The following is a 21,942-nucleotide window of genomic DNA, read 5'->3' on the forward strand; positions in this document are numbered from 1 at the left end:
GGAGAATGCAAAATGAATCCAGTATTTACTCCAATTACACTTAAAAATATTACTTTTAAAAACAGAATCGTAAGATCGGCAACTAATACCGCTATGGGAAATATTGATGGATCAATTAGTGATAAAGAAATGATAATGTATGAAAAATTAGCCAGAAATCAAATTGGGCTTATCATTACTGGACATTGCTATGTGAATCCAATTGGACAGACAAAACCACAGCAAACTTCTATGTATCACGATAAACATATTAAAAGGTTAACTGAGCTTACAGAATTGGTGCATAACAATGGAAGTAAGATATTTGCTCAGATTTCTCATGGAGGAGCTAATGTACATGTGCCAGATTTTCCTGTAGCACCATCTAAAATGGTTACGCCAGGCGGAAAAATAGCAGAAGAACTTAGTTTGTCCGATATTGACGCTGTAGTTAACGACTTTGTTGATGCTGCTCTGAGAGCAAAAAAATCAGGATTTGATGGAATTCAGATACATATGGCACATGGATTTTTACTCTGCCAGTTTGTAAGTTACGGAACAAATAACAGGACAGATAATTACGGAGGTTCCGCCGAAAACAGACTGCGCATTGTAGTTAGAATTATCAACGGCATAAAGAAAAGTTGCGGAATCGATTATCCTGTAATAGTTAAGGTTAACTCCAATTCCTATTTAAATAATAAATCCTATGTTGAAGATATGGATTACTTTATGTCGAAATTTCTAGAGTTAGGAGTCGATGCAGTTGAAGTAAGCGGCTTTGATTTTGCATCGCGAAGCAAAGAAGAACACAACTATTTTCTTGAAGCAGTCAAAAAATTGAAATCCAAAACGATGATACCAATTATTTTAGTAGGCGGAATACGGAATCTCGCAGATATGGAGTACGTGATTGATGAAGGGATGGATATGGTTTCGATGGGACGGCCATTTATTGCAGAACCTGACTTAATTACTCGGTTAATCCACGGACAAAAAACTTCAAAATGCATTAGCTGCAGTCATTGCTTCGGATTATTTTTACGTGAAAAAAGAAGATGCATTCTAGATTCAATTAGAGATTAAAATATATAAGTGTCTTGACAAAACACCTATTTTAAAATATACTTGTATATACAAGGATATACATATTATATTAACATATCAAAGGAGGTAACAAAATGAAAATTGCAATTGGTTGTGATAATTTAGCTATGGATTTAAAAAATAAGGTAATCGAAGAATTTACCAAAAGAGGACATACTTTCGTAGATATGGGATGTAATGGTAACGATTCTGTTGATTATCCGGAAATTGGTGAAAAGGTTGCCGATGCTGTAGCTGCCGGAGACTTTGAACGTGGAATCTTAATTTGTGGTACAGGTATTGGAATGTCTATTACTGCAAACAAAGTACCTGGTGTGTTCGCGGCGGTATGCCATGATATTTATTCGACAGAAAGATCTATATTGAGCAATAATGCTCAGATCATGTGCATGGGCGCTTTAGTCATAGGACCATCAACAGCCATTACACTTGTTGACAGGTGGTTAGGATTAACATTCAAAGAAAGTCCATCTGCAAAAAAAATCGCTAAGATCAAAGAAATCGAAGCTAAACACACTATATCGGCATAGCCGTTAATAGCACGCAAAAGCTGCAAGAGTAGATTGAATTATTCGTGAAATATCAGGGTTGGAAGAAGCTTTAAAACAAAGTGAAGGTAATTAGTTGTATCATAATATGTTTTTATGATTATATCCCAATTGAGAACAGAAAGGGTTGAAGAATAATGTATTTTAAGAAAAGTGAGCTGCCAGCATATTACATTGGTAATATCCATGACGGGAATGGAGAAATTCTATATGAAGAAATTATCCCTAAAAATAATCTCCCTGAAAAATGCCAGATATGTTCATTCATCACATTGGAACCGGGTCAATCAATTGGATATCACGAACATGTCGATACTACGGAATTATATTATCTCATTTCCGGTGAAGCGGAAACAATTGATGATAGCACAGAACTGACTTTATATCCAGGGGATATGACACTTACAGCTAATGGGCAAGGACATTATCTAAGAAATACAAGCAAAGAACCGTGCAAATTATTTATAGCGGCTTTTAAGGCTTAAAGTATTTCAGAGTATTCAAGCAATCCAGGAGTATTGCCAGAGTGCAATGCCCTATTATATTCAAAACAAAAGGAGGATTATTATGAAACTAAAGAAGATTGAAAACATAGACAAGTTTCTTCAGGTGCTCGACAGCTGCATAGGGAACGTTGAGCTTGTTACAACTGAAGGAGACAGACTAAACCTAAAATCCAAACTTTCACAGTACTTATTCATGGCAAATTTCTTTTCTGAAGGAATGTTTAACGATGTTGAACTTATTGCATATGAAAGAGAAGACATTGATAAATTATTTTACTATATAGCTAACAACGCATAATTGATTTTAGTTGTGCTTAACACTCTGAAAACACAGTAAGGTTGGAGATACTATGGCTAAGGTTAATGTTATTTTTGATACACTAGAGAAAGTAAAGAATTTTGTGCGTATAATGTCAACTTTGAACGGTGAATTTGATTTAGTTAATGGGAATTTCATGGTTGATGCCAAATCTATACTGGGAATATTGGCTATAGATTTTAAGCGCACGTTAGAATTGAGAATTATCAAATCAGAGGACGATGTCGATTTCATATTGGCACAAATTTCCGATTTCATCGCATAAGGAAGTAAGCAACTGGTATAAGACATATTTTGAAATCCCCAAAACCTGATAGACTTGAGGCTGATCACCCTAAATGTTATCAGGTTTTTTTGTATCGAAAATCATATGTTAATATACAAATACTCTAAATGTTTTTGTGCGGCAGAACCATAATCAATACGATGTTAATTCTGATTTTTAATAAATCGATTCGTATTAATCTTTATAAATTAAGGCAAGGGATGGTGACCATGAAAAAGCAGATCATTATCAAAGATAAAAATTACTTTGAAAGCATTGATGAAATCTTAAAAGAAAACAATACAAAAAGAATATTGTTAGTATGCGGCAATTCATTAGAGAAATTGAAAATTAATGATTATTTTGAAAATCTGGATATTCCGGTAGTAAGGTTCAGCGACTTCACCCCAAATCCATCTTATAACTCCGTTGTCGAAGCAATCCACCTATATAACATTGCGAAATGTGACTTCATAATCGCAGTCGGAGGTGGAAGTGCAATTGATATTGCGAAATGCGTCAAATTATATGCTGAAATGCCCGCATCCGAGAATTACTTAAGTGAAATCATCGTTCCGAATAATATTAAACTCCTTGCTATGCCGACTACGGCTGGAACCGGAAGTGAATCCACAAAAAATGCTGTCATCTACTATAATGGAAAAAAACAATCTGTGGCTTACGAAAGCTGTATCCCAGACTATGTGATTCTGGATTCAACTGTCCTTCAGTCCCTGCCACTATATCAAAAAAAGGCAACCTTGCTTGATGCCTTTTGCCAGGCTATTGAAAGTATTTGGTCAACAGACTCGAATGATGAAAGCGACGAATATGCCGGTGAAGCAATCAGAATAATTATGAAGCATAAAGATAACTATTTTAATAACACAGAATCTGGAAACGAAGCAATGTTGATGGGAGCTAACCTTGCAGGGCGTGCACTGAATATCGCAAGGACAACAGCACCACATGCAATGAGTTATAAAATTTCTACCCGATATGCCATTCCACATGGGCATGCAGTTGCCCTGTGCCTTCCTAAAATATGGAGATACATGATTTATAACCTGCATAAATGTATCGATCCGCGAGGATCAGGACATTTGGAATCGGTTTTTATAAAAATTGCAGAGTACATGGGATGCCAGAGTGCTGAAGATGCCGTTGACGTGTTTGAAGAACTTATGACAGAACTTGATATGAAAGCTCCTACTATTAAGGCCGAAAGTGATATCGAAATTTTGGTTAAATCAGTAGACATGAAAAGACTAAATAATACCCCTGTCAGTATGGATGAAAAAAATATCAGAAATTTCTACACACAAATTTTCAAAAAATCCATTTATAGTTGATATCATTTTCCGTTACTTATTACAGAAGTAGCGGAAATCCAAAAAAGGAGAAACTGAATGAAATCAAAAAGAAATGCAATTGTCGGGCAATCAGGAGGACCTACTGCCGTAATAAATGCTAGCTTATATGGAGTAATTATAGAAGCTCTGAAAAATAAAAGTAAAATAGAGCGTATATATGGAATGATTAATGGTATAGAAGGTTTCTTGCAAAATCAATTCATCGATTTAGGGAATAGTCTGACGATGGAAGAGCTTGAATTATTAAAAACCACACCTTCCGCTTATCTTAGTTCGTGCCGTTATAAACTTCCGGAAAAATTTGAAGATGCTGTTTTCAAGACTTTGTTTGAAAAATTTAACGAATTAAACATTGGTTATTTTTATTATATCGGTGGTAATGATTCCATGGATACGGTAAGCAAGCTGTCACACTATGCAGAAAAGATTGGAAGTGATATCAGGTTTATTGGAATTCCAAAAACAATTGATAATGACCTTGTCCTAACAGATACAACCCCCGGTTTTGGAAGTGCTGCAAAATATGTGGCATCGACAATAAGCGAGATTATTCTGGATGCTTCTGTATATAATGGACAATCTGTTACTATAGTAGAAATTATGGGGCGTCATGCAGGATGGCTTACCGCCGCATCTGTTTTATCACGGAAAAACAAGGGAGACAATCCCGTCCTTATCTATCTTCCTGAAGTAAGTTTTGATTTTGAGAAGTTTCTCACTCATTTGAAAAAAGCACTGCAGAAAAAAAACAATGTTGTTATTTGTGTATCAGAAGGGATTAAAGACGCTTCCGGAAAATTCATATGCGAATATACCTCTGAAGCAGCAATCGATAAATTTGGGCATAAAGCTCTTAAAGGATGCGGGAGTGTCCTTGAGCGAATAATAAAAGAACGCATGAATATAAAAGTCCGTTCAGTCGAATTAAGCATAAACCAGCGGTGTTCTTCGTCACTCATATCTCTTATCGATCATAATGGGGCTCTTGAAGCAGGACGACAGGGTGTTTTAGCAGGATTAGCCGGAGAGACGAGAAAAATGGTTGCTTTTACCAGAGACAGGATAAATGATGATCTGACTCTTTCCTGTTCTCTTGTGGATGTAGATGATGTGTGCAATAAAGAAAAGTTAATACCGAATGCATGGATTTTGGATGAAGGCACTAACATTTCAGAGGAATTTGTTGACTATGCACTTCCTTTAATTCAAGGTCAGGCAAATATTCCTTTTGAAAATGGGATTCCGCGTTTTGTATATCGGTAGCATTAGTAAATAAGATGCATCAATTACCGTAGCTGAAATAGAAAATGGACCATATAAAATGGGCAGTTTAAAATAACTGTTATTTTATAGGGTCTTTTTTTGTGCTTTAAACATAAGGGATATTATATTATAAAAGATAATACGATGCAATTTGGCTGGAATGAATATGGTGAATTATTTGAATTGCAAGCAATGGCATATGATTACTATTATTTCTATAAGCTTAATTATTTAATGATTGATTGTTTTTCAAATCCTTGTAATTATCCGGATCATTTATTGCAAGCGATAGATAATATAGTGCTATTCTACTTATTGTTACCCCCCTGACACGAGCGGGCGTATGGAAAACATCAGCTTGATGAGTGCAAAGGATGACCCCATCAAGTTGGGTGTGCCATGAGAAAGGCATCATGTTAGTGGGTGCATGTGAACATAGCGATTTTGGCGGCAGGCGTATGGATGACATCAGCTTTATGAGTGCAAGGAATGACCCCATCAAGTTGGGTGTGCCATGAGAAAGGCATCATGTTAGTGGGTGCATGTATATATAACGATTTTGATGGCAGGCATATGGAAGGCCTCATATTGATGAGGGCAAGGATGTCACCATCAAGCTGGGTGCAGACTACAATCATCATCTTAATGGGTACCTGTAGATTGACATAGGCATTAGGAAGAAGGCCAAACATCACTAAGGCGGGTATAATACTCCCATTAAATTGAATAAAGTGCGAGAATCGCCAGTGGATACAGAAAGGGAAGGCTTGGATATGAAAGATAAATGAAATAGAAATAGAGACTTATCATGAAGGGAAAAACGATAAAGTTCGAAAAAGATTAGATAAACAAAGAACGGTGCAATCCTCCGATACCATCTGCATATGGGGCAAAGATCGCAGTGTGGCGAGTCTGCGCGCCCATCTCTTTTGTTTTTTCGGAAAAGAGTCCGCTAATATCAGCTGTTGAATGTTGAGTACTAGTGGTAGCCCGCAGTGCAAGAAAAAAAGAAAAAGTTAAGAAAAAGAAATGAGGAAATAAAAGAATCATTTTTATTTTCTTAATTGGGCTAATCGTCTGCATTTGTTGACAGCGGTGTGGAATGGAAGCATAGAGGAAAAGAACGTTCGAAATTGTTAAGGCAGTAGCGGTCATCAGATATTGCTCTGTTCAAGATTGCGGGGGTACTATTTTGTACCAGAGTTCAAAGCGACCTTTTGTTACTGGTGCGAAAGGAGCATAGTCAATTATCTAAGTGACATTGTTTGCGATGCTTTGCCTGCATGAGAAGGGAATCACAATTCTTGATTTTTATAAATAAGGGTTGCAATTTTTTTTGTAAAAGCTGCTAACACAAATTATGTACACTTATTACATAATTTGATAAATGTTTTTTGAAATCGATTATCCAGTTTCATGCCGGCGATGTGGAAGTATCCCAATGATAAGTTTTACAACTACGAAATCCATTAAAGGTGGGAAAAGAGGGAGCCCAGTATCGGTGAAGTATTGGAAGTTTGATGTGCCTTATCCTGGGTGAATTAGAATGTTAAGGATAAAAAGATTTAAAATAGAAAAGTTATACTTTGATGTACACTATTAAATCCTATTGTTGTTTTTAGACAAAATCGCGTAAATTGTGCGAATGCACCAAAACGCATACTAAGATGGAAAAAGAATGACGATAAGGAGTATGAGAATGAAAGTGAACGTGGCGAAAAAAAGCAAGAAGAAAGAACTGATTAAACGAGTTTATTTTAAAGGGAAAGAGGATTTTGGCATAGTATGTGGGGATATGTGTTTGTTAGAATGGGTGGGTAATTCCGGCTTTGAAAAGTTGCAGGTATTATTTGCTGATAAGAAATTGTGCCTGAAGGGACCGGGATTTGAGGCGATGATCGTATTCCATGAACAAGCTAATTTGGAGAAGATGAGTCAATGCAAAATGAAGGATGTTATTACAAAGGTGATTTTTGAAAAAAGTTGAAGAAGCATGCCTAACGATATGCAAATATCTGATTCGATGTTATGGAGATCACATAGGGACAAAATGAAAATGTAATATGGTAATAAATTATATAGAGCAAAATTGGATATGAAAAGAACAGATTCAACTTTGGTCCGGTTCGGACCAAAGTTGAATGACTGTAGCTCATACAATAAGGCTGAGTGTGATATTTGCAGAACTTCCATTAATGAAAGAAACCACCTAGGTATAGTTACGGAACTGAATCTATGGCATTACAAAAGATAATCCTCCAATCTGGTGGGAGGGAGCATGCAACCAGATTTGCATTGATGAGATTCAATGTGAATATTATTAACTGTAATTTTTAACCAATTACAGTATATTAGAAATATCTGCAAAACACAGAGCCAATTAAAATTTCTCAATCCGCCCCAGGAAAGAAAATATGCAGATAAAAGATATCCTGATCCGTGCTGAAAGAGATGCTGCCATGATACAGCTCAGTGATATAGCGCATGCTCTTCACTCCAAATCCATGATGGGCTTTGTCTTCCTTACTAGTCAGCAGAAGTCCATCCTCTATTTCACGTGTTCCATTAAAATAATTGGTTACATGTATAGCACTTAAGCCGTTTTCTTTTCTTATGGAGATGCTGACAACGCGCTTTTCATCATTTTCCACCTGCTGGACCGCTTCAAAGGCATTCTCAATGGCATTGCTGAGCAGCGAATAAAGGTGGGAGGGAGTGATAAATGACAGACATTTACCGTCGGCTATACAGCTCAGGTGAATATGGTTTTTCTCGCAGAGAAGCTGTTTTTTAAAGAGGATGACGTCAAGAATTTCACTGCCAGTTTTGATGTTGGAGTCGTAGATCTGGATAGCGGATTTCAGGGAATCGAGTTCCTGTTCCGTCAGCTTGGCTTCGAATTGCGACAGCTGATGGCGGATATCATGGCATTTGATATTAATAATTTCGATATCGCTGCGCATATCCTCGAATTGTTTCTTTTCCACATATAAAAGTTCATCCATGATTTTCAAGTCCTGCCGGAGCTTGCTCTGCTCCAGAATACCCATACGCAGGAACAGGATGAACAGTCCATACAGAACAGAGAAGATTCGGATAATGAAATTGAGGGGATGATTTTCACCCTCTAATGTGCGGCTGAATGCATTGACGGGAACTGAGATAATCGTGATAGCCAGTGAAAAAATAACAATCAGCCGGGCGCTTTCTGTATCATGTCTGTACACTTCTTTTCTGCGGAAGAGAATGGAAAGGAAGAAACTGATGACAAGGTGTATGACAAAGTATACGGTCCAGTCGCGCCATACAACGGTATCATGAAATAAGGATATATCGGCATATGCGTCTTTTCCAAAAAGGATGAGAAGCGTTTCATATACTCTTCCTACAATGATCTGGGTGGCGATACCCGTACACAGGCAGAGCAGCAGCTCGTGAAGTGCTTCCTGATACAGGAGGATGAGCATTCCAAAGATATAAAGATGAAGGATGAATGTAACCAGGATATTGAAGATAATACCCGGGAACAGCGTGCGGAGGACGGCTAAAGGGTAGAGAAACGGCAGGGCAAAAATCAATCCGCAGGCAAGCCGGATCCAAAATGAATTGCGTCGTCTGAAAGGAAGGGTATAAAATATGATGCAAAAGATCAATTCAATCAGCTGAGCCAGCCTGATCTGATACTGCAAACTGTAAACTCCACAAATTGTTTGGATTAGTTCAAGCATGTTGTTTTCCTCTTGGTATAGTCAAGCAGCTGCTGTACAAAGGCCTTTTTTCTAGGCTGGCTGATTCGCAGTTCTTTTCCGTCTACGGTGACAGTATAGCCCTGTATGCTTTCCACATATTGCAGATTGACGAGATAACAGTTGTTGCATCTGCAAAAGTTATAAGACTGAAGCTTTGCTTCCGCGGAAGATAAAGTACCGTATTGTCTGTAGTCGGCATCGGCAGTGTGATAGATGACATGGTGCCCCTCTGTCTCCAGAAAACGGATATCACTCGGTGAAAGCTTGACCATGCCGTTGACAGTGGAAACAACGATCTCGTCAGGGGAGTCTTTGGGAATTCGCTGCATGGCACGTGACATTTTCAGTGCGAAATCATAATAACCGATCGGTTTGACAATATAGTCAAGTGCCTCTACTTCATAACCGCTGATTGCATACTGGGTGAGACTTGTCATGAAGATAAGGAGGACCGTCTTGTCTAGTTTTCTCAGGCGGTGTGCAGCGTCCATGCCATTCATATAGGGCATCCGGATATCCATAAAAATGATGTCATAATCTGCGGAATAGTTTTCCAGCAGAGAAACTGCATTTGTAAATTTCTGTATCTTGAATTGAATCTTCTTTTCTTCTGCATATCTGTTAAGATATTCTTCCAGGAGACGCGCCTGGCTTTCTTCATCTTCCACAATAGCGATTTTTATCATGTTTTTCACTTTCCCCTTTAATAGTTATCTAAAATGACTATATAAAAAAAAGAGCCTTCCGTCAATACATCCATGCCCAGACTAAGAAAAAACGTCATAAATTAAAACTTAGTTATACTTTGTGAGGGATATTTTGAGGTTATGCCGTTCCTGTTGTAACGGGAATGAGATTTTTATAAGATAACGGCAACAGAGCACAAAAGTGTTCTCAAAATAATTTCACAAAAGGAGAATATGTATTATGAAAAAGAAAATGGTAAAAAAAGTATTGACCGCAGTTCTTGCGATGACGATGGTTTTCGGTCTGGCTGCATGTGGAAAGGCATCTGCTGGTGCTAAGACTGAAGGGGGAACGGATACTACGAAGGCGGTTGAGTCAGAGCTGACCGGATACTACGCTTCCAATGCGAATGTTGCATTCATGAGTATGTATCCAGGGTATACTTATAAGCAGTCAACATTTGGCGTACAGACGATAGAGACATTCTCAGATGGCACTTACTGTCTGACTAGTACGGACACCGTGTTTTCTGGCGCGCTGCTGTTCAATGACGATGGTACCCACGAGGAGATTCCAAGAGGTTCAATCAATATGATATATGATGGCACTTATACTTCCGAAGAGGAAGAAGGAATTATGACTCTTACTCTTTCCACACCTACTGCAGTTATGGCTAACAGCTCTTTATCCGCCGGATCAGAACCGATCGGTTATCTGAATACGGAAGCATGGACAGATGAAATGGGAGCAGCCGTGGGCGGAGATGCTGGAACGATGACTGCAAAAGATTATCTTGCAACAGTGGCATTCCCGGAAACAACGATCATCGTCGATGTAGTGAACACGTCATTTGATTATGCAGATCTGTCTGTAGCGGCAGAATAGGCTGGGATTCCTTAAGGAGGAAAAAAGGATGAAAAACAAGACAAATGTGTGGCGAGGTTTGACAGCTTCAATAGCAGTTCTGCTATCCGTGAGCATCTTTACAAGTGCGTTGTTATTTAGCTGGAGCGGTCAGGTCAATGTCTTCCTGAATGTGACCCCGCCGACTATGAAAGCCGATGACAGCACCATGTATTATGAAAGTGACTATGGTCTTTCTGATGAAGGGCTGGCGGCCATGATAAAGGATTCGGATGCGCATGATGTGCAGACGATGGAAGAGGGAGCTGTTCTGCTGAAAAATGATAACGCGGCTTTGCCTCTTGCCTCTTCTGAACGGGGGGTTACACTGTTTGGCCGCGCTGTTGCAGATCCTGTTTACCAGGGAAACTCAGGCGGGCCCAGCAGGGATCCGGACAGACAGGTGAGTCTGTACAGCGCATTGGAATCAGCAGGGTTTAAGATAAACGATACGTTATTTGATGCCTATGCGAACAGTACGGTCAAAAGAGCGAAAGCCGAGCCGGACTGGTTCATCGGAGAAGTGGACAAGGACTTTTACACGGACGAATTGAAAGCGTCCTATGAAAATGATTTTAATGATATTGCCATTGTCATGCTTTCGAGGGATGGCGGTGAAGGCAAGGATCTTGCAACTACTGACAGAGATGGAATATCGTTTCTGGCTCTGCATGATACAGAAAAAGACCTCTTGAAAATGATCAAAGAAAGCGACAGGTTTACCAAGACGATTGTTCTGATCAACAGTGCTTATGCGATGGAACTTGGCTGGCTTGCTGAAGAGGAATATGGCGTGGATGCCGCACTCTGGATTGGAGATCCAGCCCTGAAGGGGTTTGAAGGTGTTGCAAATGTCCTGACAGGTGAGGCGGATCCTTCCGGACGATTTGTGGATACCTATGCGGCAAATTCCCTGTCTGCGCCTGCGGTTAGGAACGCCGGATCATTTACTTATGCAAACAAACCGGAGAACTATATTGTCGAAGCAGAAGGTATCTATGTCGGCTATAAATACTATGAGACCAGATACCAGGACAGTATCTTTGGCATCAACAATGCAGATGGTACAGCCGGTGTCTATGCCGGTGAAGGGACTGGCTGGAATTATGCAGATGAAATGGTCTACCCTTTTGGCTATGGCATGTCCTATGCGGATTTTTCCCAGGAATTGAAAGAAGTTACATGGGATAGAACGGAACATACCGTTACTGCTGTCGTGAATGTTACCAATGAGGGATATCCTGAGAATACGAACTATGAGGGAAAATCCAAATCGGTTGTGGAGCTCTATGCACAGCTTCCATACGAAACAGGTCAGGCTGAAAAGGCTGCGGTCCAGCTGGCCGGCTTTGAAAAAACGGATGCTCTTGCTGCAGGGGAGTCTCAGGAAGTAACAATAACGGTGGATGATTATCTGTTCGCAACCTATGATGCCAATGCGGAAAATGGTGCCGACACAACAAAAAAGGGCTGTTATGTCTTTGATGCAGGTGATTATTTCTTTGCAATCGGCGATGACAGCCATGATGCGCTCAACAACATACTGGCTGCCAGAGAAGGCGGAAACGTAAGCGGCAGGCTTGTCAATGCAGATGGAACGGTAGTGGAAGGGGATGCTGGCAAGACAGTTGGCATAACTCTGGATACTACCGATAACACGACCTATGCGAAATCCCAGTATACGAATGAGATCGTATGCAACCAGTTTGAGGATATTGACCTTAATCACTTTACACCAGATACCGTGACTTATCTGACCAGGGATGACTGGAACACCTATCCTGTTTCCTATACAGATATCACGGCTACGGATGAGATGATGGCACAGCTTGAAGGGACAGAATACGTACAGCCTACTGATGCCCCTGCTTATACAAGTTTTAAGCAGGGTGAAGACGTGACCTTAAAACTTATTGATATGAAAGATGTACCTTTTGATGACGACGAAAAATGGAGCCAGTTCCTTGACCAGCTGACAGTGGGAGAATTGTGTTCTACGATTGGTGAAAATTTTGGACAGCCTGCAGTCAGCTCGATTGATAAGCCGGTTAATACGAATACGGATGGTCCTGGAGGATCCCAGTCAGCTTACCGATATGGAAATAAGGCTCCTGCTACCTTACATATCAGTGAGATTGTTGCCGCATCGGCCTGGAATCAGGATTTAATTGCCGAACGCGGAAGCTTCATAGCGGAAGACTGTCTGTTCAGCGGAACGAACCAGCTCTGGTCTCCAGGTGCCAACCTGCACAGGACACCTTTCAGCGGCAGAAACTTTGAATATTATTCTGAGGACAGTATTTTGTCCTATATCATGAGCGCTGCCCAGACAAAGGCAATGCAGGATAAAGGCTTGAACGCATCGATCAAACATTTCTGTGCAAATGATCAGGAAACAAACAGAGACGGTCTTTCTATTTTTATGACAGAACAGAATTATCGCCAGGGTGCCCTTAAGGGATTTGAAGGGGCGTTCACAGAAGGTGGAGCACTTGCTACCATGCTTTCCTGCAGCCGAATCGGAAACAGGTTAATGTATGAGGACGAAGCAACATTGACGCAGGTTCTGAGAAACGAATGGGGATTCCAGGGAGTGACGATCACAGATTCTGTGAAAGGAGCTTCCGAGGTACCTACGATTGAATCCCTGATAGCCGGATCTGATACGTTCAATGCGGATAAGGGACGGGCAAGTGAGGTGCAGAAATATCTTGTTGCACATAAGGATGGGTATGTCTTAGAAAATCTGAGAGATGCTAACAGGCGCTTCTATTATGCCATGGCCAATTCCAGTCTGATTAACGGACTTTCGGCTGAAACAGAAGTGAGCGGCTTCACCCCATGGTGGCAGTATGCGTTAATTGGAATTAACGGCATCCTGGGTGTTGGTTTGATTGCGACCGCTGCATTATTTGTCAGAGGTGGTTATAGGAAACGAAAAAAGGGGGCGGGATTAGATGGAATTTTTGAAAAATAGAACGATAGGTTTCTGGATTGGTTTTGCGGCATCTTGTCTGATGCTGATTGCGGATATCATATTTTACATCACAGATAGTGCAGACAGAACATTTTCATTCGTTACATTTATGTTTATTATGGCTGGTGTAGCATGTGAACTGCTTGTCATTGTCAAAGATTTCAGGTTTGCACCGGTTTTGCCGCCTGTATGTTTTGGTGTGGCGCTTTCCATGCATCTTTATCTGGGGCTGCCTACGCTTTCAGATGTTGCAAATGGCGTCAATTTTGTCGGAGGAAATCCTACAGCGGTTGTTGTATTCGGCGCATGTTTCTTTGTCGGAACCATTGCCGCGATAGTTTCCAGCTTTATGGAACAGTCGAAAGTGGCCGTATCCGATTTTGGGCAATAGTCGAAAGAGGCTGAATAGATATATTGGAGAAAAAATAGATGGAGAAAATAAGTTTATGCAATGATTGGAGTTTTACAAAAAACTTTTCTGAAGAATTTTTAGAACATCCGGAAACCGGGATTCAGGTCCGGCTGCCACATACCTGTAAAGAGGTTCCAGTACATTACGCAGACGAAAAAGACTACCAGATGATCTGCGGTTACGGCAGAGTGCTAAAAATCCCAGAAGAATTGAGAACGAAGAGATTATTTCTTCAGTTTGACGGCGCAGCCCATGAAGCGACAATATTTATAAACGGAAAGGAGCAGTATACCCATAAAGGCGGGTATACTGCCTTCCATTTAGAGATTACGGAGCTGGTGAGAACAATTGAAGAAAACAAAATCGTTGTCCGCCTCAATACCAGGGAAGATGCAAATGTCCCTCCTTTCGGCCATGTGATTGATTACATGACCTACGGCGGATTATACCGTGAAGTGTGGCTGCTGGCTGCAGAGCAAAGCTATGTGGAGGATGTTTTTGTCCGGACGCCGGACATGAGCCAGGCGATCGTAGACCTGAAAATAAACAGACCGGAAAAAGCGCAGGAAGTACAGTTTTTTATTCTGGACCAGGATAAAAAAACGATTAAAGAAGAAAGTATTGTGGTTTTCGTGGAAAACATCAGAAATCACAAAATGAAAGAGTATAACATTCAAGATTACAGAATTTCCGTGTCCGGTATCCGGGAATGGAGTCCGGAACATCCATATCTGTATGAACTGGTAACCGTCCTGAAAGATAAAGCCGGAAACATACTGGATAAAAACAGCGTGCACTTCGGGTTCCGCCAGGCAGAGTTTAAAGCAGACGGATTTTACCTGAACGGCGGAAAATACAAAATCCGGGGACTGAACAGGCATCAGAGCTATCCTTATGTGGGTTATGCCATGCCAAAATCCATGCAGGAAGAGGACGCCAGGATATTAAAGGAAGAGTTGCATGTCAATGCCGTGCGTACTTCCCATTATCCCCAGTCCCAGTATTTTCTGGACCATTGCGACAGGCTTGGACTGCTGGTGTTCACGGAGACGCCGGGATGGCAGCACATTAAGGATGACGATGAGTGGAAACAGACAGTCTGTGAAAATGTAGAAGAAATGGTTCTTCAGTACAGGAATCATCCGTCCATCATTCTCTGGGGCGTGCGTGTCAATGAGTCACAGGATGATGACCTGCTGTATCAGAAAACCAATGAGATTGCACACAGTCTGGACCAAAGCAGGCAGACAAGCGGTGTGCGTTTTCTGTGGAGAAGCAGCCTGCTGGAGGACGTCTATGCCTTCAATGACTTTTCCCATACGGGAAAGAACGGAGGATTGCTTCCGAGATGGCTGATTGCTCCGGACAAGAAAAAGGCATATCTGATTTCCGAGTTCAACGGGCACATGTATCCGACAAAATCCATGGACGACCCTATGCACAGGCTTTCCCATGCAATGCGCTATGCAAACGTTTTGAACGAAGTGTATAAAAAAGAAGATATCTCAGGATCCTTTGGCTGGTGTATGTTTGACTATCAGACACATGGGGATTTCGGCTCCGGAGACAGAATCTGTTATCACGGCGTCATGGATATGTTTCGTAATCCAAAGCTGGCGGCCAGCGTCTATGCAAGCTTTTCGGAAGGAACTCCGGTACTGGAAGTCGGATCCGATATGCACATTGGAGATTATCCGGGCGGAGCAGTTGGAGACAACTATATTTTTACCAATGCAGATCAGGTGCGCCTGTATAAGAATGAAAAAATGATCCGGGAATTCCAGCCGGTCAATAAAAAATACCGCTATCTGCCCCATCCGCCGATTGCATTTTATGATACTGTGGGAAACGCCATTGAGGAAGGGGAAGGATATTCCCATAAAAAGGCGGAAGCAGTAAAAGACTGTCTTCTGGCGGTGCAGCGGTTCGGAACCGGACTTCCGGTCAAGTATATTGGAAAAGCGCTCTGGGTTATGATCAGACATCTGGTTTCGCCGATGGCATTTTACCGTCTGTTCTTCCGGTATATAGAAAACTGGGGAGCTTCCGCACCGGTATACCGTTTTGAAGCAGTAAAAGGCGGAAAGGTTGTTGCCCAGGTGGTGAAGTCTTCCAATGCAGATCTCTGCCTGGAGGCAAAGGTAAACAGCACAAAATTAAAGGAAGCGGAAACGTATGATGTGGCAGCTGTGCGCATACGGGTTACGGACCAGAACGGAAACAATGCATCTTATGCTCAGATGCCGGTATTTCTGAAGGCAGAGGGAACCATAGAACTGGTTGGGCCGGACTGTATCTGTGCGGAAGGCGGAATGTGCGGGACCTATATCAGAACCACCGGACAAGCGGGGGAAGGAATACTGACAATCCGCACAGAGCAGACAAAAGAGGTGCAGTTGAACTTTATTGTGACAGGCAAAAAGGGGAATTGATATGGAGACAGAAATTAAAACAGGAAACAGTATTGAATTCAAAGCAGGCGCTAATACAGGAAAAAAGATAGAACTCAGGACAAGAGCAAGGACAATATGGGGAAACTTTGAAGAAAAGCATTCTGATATCGCACAGTTCCTTGTGTTTTTCATGCTGAGCAATGGCATCACGGTATTTCAGATGATACTGATGCCGATACTGAAGACGGTGTTTAACGGCACCGGATTCATACAGACGGATTTTCAGATCTTTCCGGTTGGCCACAACCTTGATGGTTCAGCTTACTATATTTTCAACTATCCGGCAGGGACAATTGCATCCGGAGGCGGAGGCGGGCTGGCATATTTCATGGCAGTTCAGCTGACGCTGGGGATTGCCCAGGTAATCAATTTCTTTGCCCAGAGAAGGATTACCTTTCGGTCCAAAGGAAATGTATGGAAAGCAGCCGGATGGTATGTTGTGGCATACATCCTGATTACCATCGGTGCAGCAGCACTTCAGGGCTTGTATAAGGCTCCAGTGTATGACTTCTTTATGAATCAGCTTGCATTGGGAAGTACGGGAGAAACCATAGCGGATCTGATTACAATGATTATTAACTGTACCGTTTCTTTTTGGGTGTACTTTCCGATTTTGAAGATCATTTTTAGATGACGAGGGTCATGTGGTTATGGGATAATAGTAACTTTTCACTTTCATGGTTGGAGAGTCCAGCTATAAGAAAAAGGTTGATTGAGTGAGCCGAAGGAGATATAGATGCAGAAGATACCAGTGTATTTGTCTGGGATGAAAGAAGTACAGCAGTTTGTTGATTTAATCAATAGATTTGAATATAATTGTGACTTATGTTGCGGGAGTTACTTTGTTGATGCAAAATCGCTGTTAGGCGTAGTTACCCTACAAGGTTCTTCCAATGTAGAATTAATCATACATGCTGATAAACCGGATAAGTTAATGAAGAATATTGAGCAGTATTGCTGTTAGAAGAAAGAATTGAAAACGAAGGAGCTCTTTTGGTGAAAACTGAAGGAGCTTTTTTTATCGCAATAAAAAGCGTTAGGTATAGTTGGACTTTTGCATCGAAAATAACCTGTAGAATATAAACAATCAGCTACTGGGTTCATTCGCTTTTAAATGTATGAACTAAAAAACAGTGTATTAGTTGTGTAACGAAAAAAACAAACAATGTGGCTACACTAATGGTTACACTCTGGCCAGATAATGTGCAAGCCCCCTTTCTATGTGGTTTCCAGAGCAGGCTGGTAATGGCCATCGGAAGCAACGAAAACTGTGTACGATTATCCGGAATTCGTGTAGAATTGTATATAATAGCTGTATATGTTATATCAGCAGTATGTGCGACGCTAGGTGGAATAATGGCGGCGTCCCGTACTGATCCTTGCCTTGATTGGAAATATTATGAACTTCTTGTCAGTTCCATCATATCCGCAGGATGTCATAAAAAGATTCATCGTTATTATTTCAATTTTTACTCAGATTTTTACTTCAGATAAGAGAAAAGTTCAATAAAAAATCATAGAAACCGAATGATAGGAGAAGACTATGGCAACAATATTAGGAATTGATATAGGGACATCAAGTGCAAAAGCGATGCTGTTAGATATTGAGAAAGGCGTTATTGATACTGTTTCGGAAGGATATGATGTAAGCATTCCGGAACCAGATTGTGCGGAACAGGACCCGCGGATATGGTGGGATGCTGTGGTTAATATTCTTGGGAATCTGAGGGACAAGCACAGTGCGGAATTCTCGCAAATCAAAAGTATCGGATTCTCAGGACAGATGCACGGGCTGGTTCCGCTCGATTCTGAAGGCAATCCTGTCAGACCGGCAATTTTATGGTTGGATCAAAGAGCAGAAGCGGAATTGGAAGAGATAAATAAGACACTGTCAGAAAAACAGATAGCAGATATTTTGCATAATCGCGTATTTAACGGATTTGCACTGTCTTCCCTATTGTGGATGAAAAATAACGAGCCGGATAATTTCAAGAAGATAGCTTATGTCATGCAGCCAAAAGACTATATACGCTATAAAATCACTGGTGAAATCGGAACGGAAGTAAGCGATGCATCGGCTACGCTGCTATTTGACGTGAGGAAGAGAAGATGGGCAGAGGAGCTGGTTCGGGAATTGGGAATTCCGGCATCGATATTCCCGAAATGTCTGGAGTCTAGCGATATAGCAGGATATGTGACGGAAGAAGCGGCAGAAAAAACAGGCCTCCGGAAAGGAACTCCAGCAGTATACGGGGCTGGAGACCAGCAGGCACAGAGCATCGGGAATGGGGCTGTTAGAGAAGGGCTTGTCATTTGCAACATTGGAACCGGAGGACAGATTTCTACTTATTCGGAAAAGGACATTTATGACAGCGAAATGCGAACCCACACATTCTGTCACTGCATCAATAAGGCCTATACGATATTCGGAGCAATTCTTTGCGGAGGAATGTCTTTGAAATGGCTGAAAAATAATATTCTGCATGTTGACAGTTTTGAGGAAATCAGCAGGCAGGCGGCCGAAATAGAGCCCGGAAGCGGAAATCTTTTATTCCTGCCTTATTTATCGGGTGAAAGGACGCCACATATGAATCCGCATGCAAAAGGAGTGTTCTTTGGACTTCAGTTAGGCCACGATTCGAGATATATGTCCAGAGCTGTAATGGAAGGCGTTACATTTGCATTAAAGGATTCCCTTGAAATCATCGAATCAATGGGGATAACGAGTGAACGGGTATTGGCTTCGGGCGGTGCGGCTGTCAGCGAGGTATGGCTTCAGATACAGGCTGATATTTTTGACAAAGAGGTTCAGGTCTGCAAAGTGAAAGAGCAGGCTTGTCTTGGAGCCTGCATCTTAGGGGGAGTGGGAGCCGGATACTTCAAAAGCATAGAAGATGCTTGCAGCCGGTTCGTCGAATTTGAGGAAGAAGTGTATAAACCCATCAGGAAAAATGTAGAGACTTATAAAGGGAATTATATAACGTTTAAAATGCTGTATGAGAATACGAAAGAATTCATGCATTGAAATATGTCCGGAGAAGAATTTGTATGAATTATATAGAAGGAAAAGTAGTAAAATATGGTGACAACATCAATACGGATATAATTTCCCCATCACAGTATATGGAATTCAGTATTGAAGCGATTGCTGATAATGTCTTTGCTAGAATGTTTTATAGAAATTCTATTAATATAGGATTTCTTATGGTAGAATGTTAAGAAGTTGATAATATTGACGGGAATATTCAATTAAAATCAAATGTAAATATGAAACAATTCACAATATTACTAAAAATAAACAGTATAAATGTACGAAACACCTATTTATCTTGTGCGGTTGATGTGGAGGGTTAGCTAAATTCATGAAATAGAAACATAGGCTTAATAAGAAAAATCAGGTATATTTATTTGGAATATTGGTTGGAGGCTGTTTATTGGCCTTGGTAGATACAATTGGCGGTTCAGCAGCGGCATCCTATGGATATTACATGATTACGATGCAGGAAATTTTCATTATCTCACTCTTGAAATGGATACCACTAAATTTGTTGCTATTACAACAGAGATAAAAGTAGGAAAAAGAATTTGTGTATATGATATGGAGAAGATACAGGAATTTTTTGTTTTTGGCTTGCACTGCACTATCTGACCATATAGGAAGAATCATAAAACGTGGTTGTAAGTAATTTGACATATGTAAGAGTCGATAATAGCTGGAATTACATGTGGTGATTACCGTCGACCTCTTTAAATGTGAGATTATTAGTTAAAGCACCGGCAGATTACAGGATTACTACCCTTAAAAAGTTGTCAGGTTTACTGTTGAAAATCCAAATATAGATGAGCTAAAATTTCATAAAAAAAAAGAAAAATGAAAATATATATCATTACGATAAAGTATCATAATTTAGAAAGGTGATGAATTTATGGGCATTACAATCAAAGAATTATCAGAGATAAGCGGTTATTCCTGTGCTACAATATCCAGGGTTATAACAAAGAAGGGGAATGTAAAAAAAGAAACGAAAGATGCCATTGAAAAATTGTTAACTGAATATAATTATAGAACCAATATTATGGAATTAAGGAAGTTGGAAGAAAATAATCGTACAATTATGATTATTGTTGGAGATCTAGACAATTGGTATTATATGGAATTGATTCGTGTAATAAAGACGGCAATGACAGAAGAAGGATACACAATTATTATTGGTTTTAGCAATAATCAGGAATGTGAGGAAAGAGCGTACGTTATGATGTCATATCAGAATCAGTATGCTGGTATTATTTTTATTAATGTGAGAGGTGGAAAAGAGTTGCAGCAATTACTTGAACAAAATTACCTTCCTGTAATTTTTCTAAACAGGAGCATTAAATTTGCATCTTTTGATACGGTTTGCAGTGATAACCATCAAGGAGGATATCTAGCTACAACATACTTAATACAAATGGGGCACCGTAAAATAGGACACTTAATGGGGAGTACTCATTCGTTGACCGCATTAGAAAGAAAACGAGGATATGAAGATGCTATGCGTGAAAATGGCTTGCCAGTGACAGGCAACAGTATATATTTTGGAGAATTGGATAGGGAAAGTGGATATCGCTGCGGTGAAGATTTAGTAAAAAAAGGTTTAGATTATACAGCAATGTTTTGCGGAAATGACTTAATGGCTGTCGGTCTGTTAGAAGCTTTAGAGGATTATGGAGTTAAGGTTCCAGAACAACTTAGTATTGTATGTTATGATGATACTCCAATCGCTAGAAAAGCAAAGGTTAGTTTAACTACTGTAAGTGCGGAACCATTGAAGATGGGTAGTATGGCTACAAAAGTATTGCTGTCCAGGATTGCAGGCGATGCAACAGAAGAAAGAACGATTACTTATAAGCCTAAATTGATTGTGCGCGATAGTGTGATTAAGATTTACTAGAAAGTAGAATAGATATAAAAAAGAATATACATAAAAAGAGTTCCCAAACTACCGGTTTGGAAACTCTTTTTATGTATAGACAAAATTAGTTGTGAATAGCGATAAAAAATATACAGATTAACTAAAAAAAATATTAAATGCCGCACTTGTTTCACTGATTTCACATGATTTATCTTAGGGACAATCAATGTCTATGAAAAAAGTGTCAAAAACATACCTATAAAACATGAGTGTTTTATAAAAAAATCAAAACAAGATTAGTGGTTTAGCAAATGGAAAATATTTGATAAAGAAGGTAAAGTACTATTATTCAATGCAAAAGAAACAGAAAGCAGATAACGTCAAGTATTTGCAAGAAGTGTTATTTTAAACAAATTAGGTAATTGATAAATGTTTTTCTCCTTTTGTGTGGATAACTATCCCGTATATAAGGAGAGAAAAAGGGTCATTATTCAGAATAGTTTCTGGAT

The 21,942-nt window shown here is 40.2% G+C and carries 21 protein-coding genes and 1 pseudogene; 19 read left to right on the forward strand and 3 right to left on the reverse strand.

Annotated features, from left to right (window positions below; genetic code table 11):
* Positions 1–12 precede the first annotated feature (12 nt).
* From BJR36_RS13855 to BJR36_RS20080, 8 genes are all read left to right on the forward strand, one after another.
* Positions 13–1,065 (forward strand): oxidoreductase, encoded by a 1,053-nt coding sequence (locus tag BJR36_RS13855; protein WP_091235409.1) that lies wholly within the window; start codon positions 13–15, stop codon positions 1,063–1,065.
* 95 nt (positions 1,066–1,160) lie between these two features.
* The gene (locus BJR36_RS13860; protein WP_091235411.1) at positions 1,161–1,616 is read left to right on the forward strand and encodes an RpiB/LacA/LacB family sugar-phosphate isomerase; all 456 of its coding nucleotides are present in this window, start codon (positions 1,161–1,163) and stop codon (positions 1,614–1,616) included.
* Positions 1,617–1,771: 155 nt separating this feature from the next.
* Positions 1,772–2,119: a cupin domain-containing protein gene (locus BJR36_RS13865; protein WP_091235413.1), complete on the forward strand. Its 348-nt coding sequence runs from the start codon at positions 1,772–1,774 to the stop codon at positions 2,117–2,119.
* 82 nt (positions 2,120–2,201) lie between these two features.
* Positions 2,202–2,438, forward strand: coding sequence for a polya polymerase (locus BJR36_RS13870; protein ID WP_091235416.1), 237 nt, complete (start codon positions 2,202–2,204; stop codon positions 2,436–2,438).
* Between the two features lie 52 nt (positions 2,439–2,490).
* Positions 2,491–2,724 (forward strand): HPr family phosphocarrier protein, encoded by a 234-nt coding sequence (locus BJR36_RS13875; RefSeq protein WP_091235418.1) that lies wholly within the window; start codon positions 2,491–2,493, stop codon positions 2,722–2,724.
* A 230-nt stretch (positions 2,725–2,954) separates the two neighbouring features.
* A complete protein-coding gene (locus tag BJR36_RS13880) occupies positions 2,955–4,076 on the forward strand; it encodes a phosphonoacetaldehyde reductase (RefSeq protein WP_091235419.1) in 1,122 nt (373 codons plus the stop codon).
* Positions 4,077–4,133: 57 nt separating this feature from the next.
* A complete protein-coding gene (locus BJR36_RS13885; RefSeq protein WP_091235421.1) occupies positions 4,134–5,360 on the forward strand; it encodes a 6-phosphofructokinase in 1,227 nt (408 codons plus the stop codon).
* Positions 5,361–5,849: 489 nt separating this feature from the next.
* On the forward strand, positions 5,850–6,029 hold the full coding sequence (locus BJR36_RS20080) for a hypothetical protein (RefSeq protein ID WP_139133558.1): 180 nt from the start codon (positions 5,850–5,852) through the stop codon (positions 6,027–6,029).
* Between the two features lie 171 nt (positions 6,030–6,200).
* Here the strand turns inward: BJR36_RS20080 and BJR36_RS20355 are convergent, their stop codons facing one another.
* Positions 6,201–6,443: a hypothetical protein gene (locus BJR36_RS20355; RefSeq protein WP_169823705.1), complete on the reverse strand. Its 243-nt coding sequence runs from the start codon at positions 6,441–6,443 to the stop codon at positions 6,201–6,203.
* A 616-nt stretch (positions 6,444–7,059) separates the two neighbouring features.
* Between BJR36_RS20355 and BJR36_RS13900 the strand changes: the two genes are divergently transcribed.
* Positions 7,060–7,347, forward strand: coding sequence for a hypothetical protein (locus tag BJR36_RS13900; protein WP_091235426.1), 288 nt, complete (start codon positions 7,060–7,062; stop codon positions 7,345–7,347).
* A gap of 403 nt (positions 7,348–7,750) precedes the next feature.
* Here the strand turns inward: BJR36_RS13900 and BJR36_RS13905 are convergent, their stop codons facing one another.
* Together BJR36_RS13905 and BJR36_RS13910 are read right to left on the reverse strand one after the other, a co-directional pair.
* Positions 7,751–9,088: an ATP-binding protein gene (locus BJR36_RS13905; protein WP_091235429.1), complete on the reverse strand. Its 1,338-nt coding sequence runs from the start codon at positions 9,086–9,088 to the stop codon at positions 7,751–7,753.
* Positions 9,076–9,795 (reverse strand): LytR/AlgR family response regulator transcription factor, encoded by a 720-nt coding sequence (locus BJR36_RS13910; protein ID WP_091235431.1) that lies wholly within the window; start codon positions 9,793–9,795, stop codon positions 9,076–9,078. The genes BJR36_RS13905 and BJR36_RS13910 overlap by 13 nt, the downstream gene beginning before the upstream one ends.
* A gap of 241 nt (positions 9,796–10,036) precedes the next feature.
* Here BJR36_RS13910 and BJR36_RS13915 point away from each other — a divergent pair, with 241 nt between their 5' ends.
* The 10 genes and pseudogenes from BJR36_RS13915 (at position 10,037) to BJR36_RS13955 (ending at position 21,472) form a co-directional block, all read left to right on the forward strand.
* Entirely contained in the window at positions 10,037–10,681 is a 645-nt protein-coding gene (locus BJR36_RS13915; RefSeq protein ID WP_091235433.1) for a hypothetical protein, read from the forward strand.
* A 28-nt stretch (positions 10,682–10,709) separates the two neighbouring features.
* Positions 10,710–13,676 carry a glycoside hydrolase family 3 protein gene (locus tag BJR36_RS13920; RefSeq protein ID WP_091235435.1) on the forward strand — a complete coding sequence of 989 codons (2,967 nt, stop codon included), beginning with the start codon at positions 10,710–10,712 and terminating at the stop codon, positions 13,674–13,676.
* Positions 13,657–14,067: a hypothetical protein gene (locus BJR36_RS13925; protein WP_091235436.1), complete on the forward strand. Its 411-nt coding sequence runs from the start codon at positions 13,657–13,659 to the stop codon at positions 14,065–14,067. The genes BJR36_RS13920 and BJR36_RS13925 overlap by 20 nt, the downstream gene beginning before the upstream one ends.
* 38 nt (positions 14,068–14,105) lie before the next feature.
* Positions 14,106–16,520 carry a glycoside hydrolase family 2 protein gene (locus BJR36_RS13930; protein WP_091235438.1) on the forward strand — a complete coding sequence of 805 codons (2,415 nt, stop codon included), beginning with the start codon at positions 14,106–14,108 and terminating at the stop codon, positions 16,518–16,520.
* Position 16,521: 1 nt separating this feature from the next.
* On the forward strand, positions 16,522–17,175 hold the full coding sequence (locus BJR36_RS13935) for a hypothetical protein (RefSeq protein WP_242875581.1): 654 nt from the start codon (positions 16,522–16,524) through the stop codon (positions 17,173–17,175).
* 102 nt (positions 17,176–17,277) lie between these two features.
* Entirely contained in the window at positions 17,278–17,505 is a 228-nt protein-coding gene (locus tag BJR36_RS13940) for an HPr family phosphocarrier protein (protein ID WP_091235440.1), read from the forward strand.
* Between the two features lie 281 nt (positions 17,506–17,786).
* Positions 17,787–17,855: pseudogene (locus BJR36_RS21175) on the forward strand (hypothetical protein); the annotation flags it as partial.
* A gap of 229 nt (positions 17,856–18,084) precedes the next feature.
* The gene (xylB, locus tag BJR36_RS13950; RefSeq protein WP_091235444.1) at positions 18,085–19,566 is read left to right on the forward strand and encodes a xylulokinase; all 1,482 of its coding nucleotides are present in this window, start codon (positions 18,085–18,087) and stop codon (positions 19,564–19,566) included.
* A gap of 23 nt (positions 19,567–19,589) precedes the next feature.
* The gene (locus BJR36_RS20360) at positions 19,590–19,760 is read left to right on the forward strand and encodes a 3-isopropylmalate dehydratase small subunit (RefSeq protein ID WP_169823706.1); all 171 of its coding nucleotides are present in this window, start codon (positions 19,590–19,592) and stop codon (positions 19,758–19,760) included.
* Positions 19,761–20,467: 707 nt separating this feature from the next.
* The gene (locus tag BJR36_RS13955) at positions 20,468–21,472 is read left to right on the forward strand and encodes a LacI family DNA-binding transcriptional regulator (protein ID WP_091235446.1); all 1,005 of its coding nucleotides are present in this window, start codon (positions 20,468–20,470) and stop codon (positions 21,470–21,472) included.
* Positions 21,473–21,942: the final 470 nt, after the last annotated feature.

Source organism: Anaerobium acetethylicum, assembly GCF_900096945.1.
Classification (GTDB): Bacteria; Bacillota; Clostridia; order Lachnospirales; family Lachnospiraceae; genus Anaerobium; species Anaerobium acetethylicum.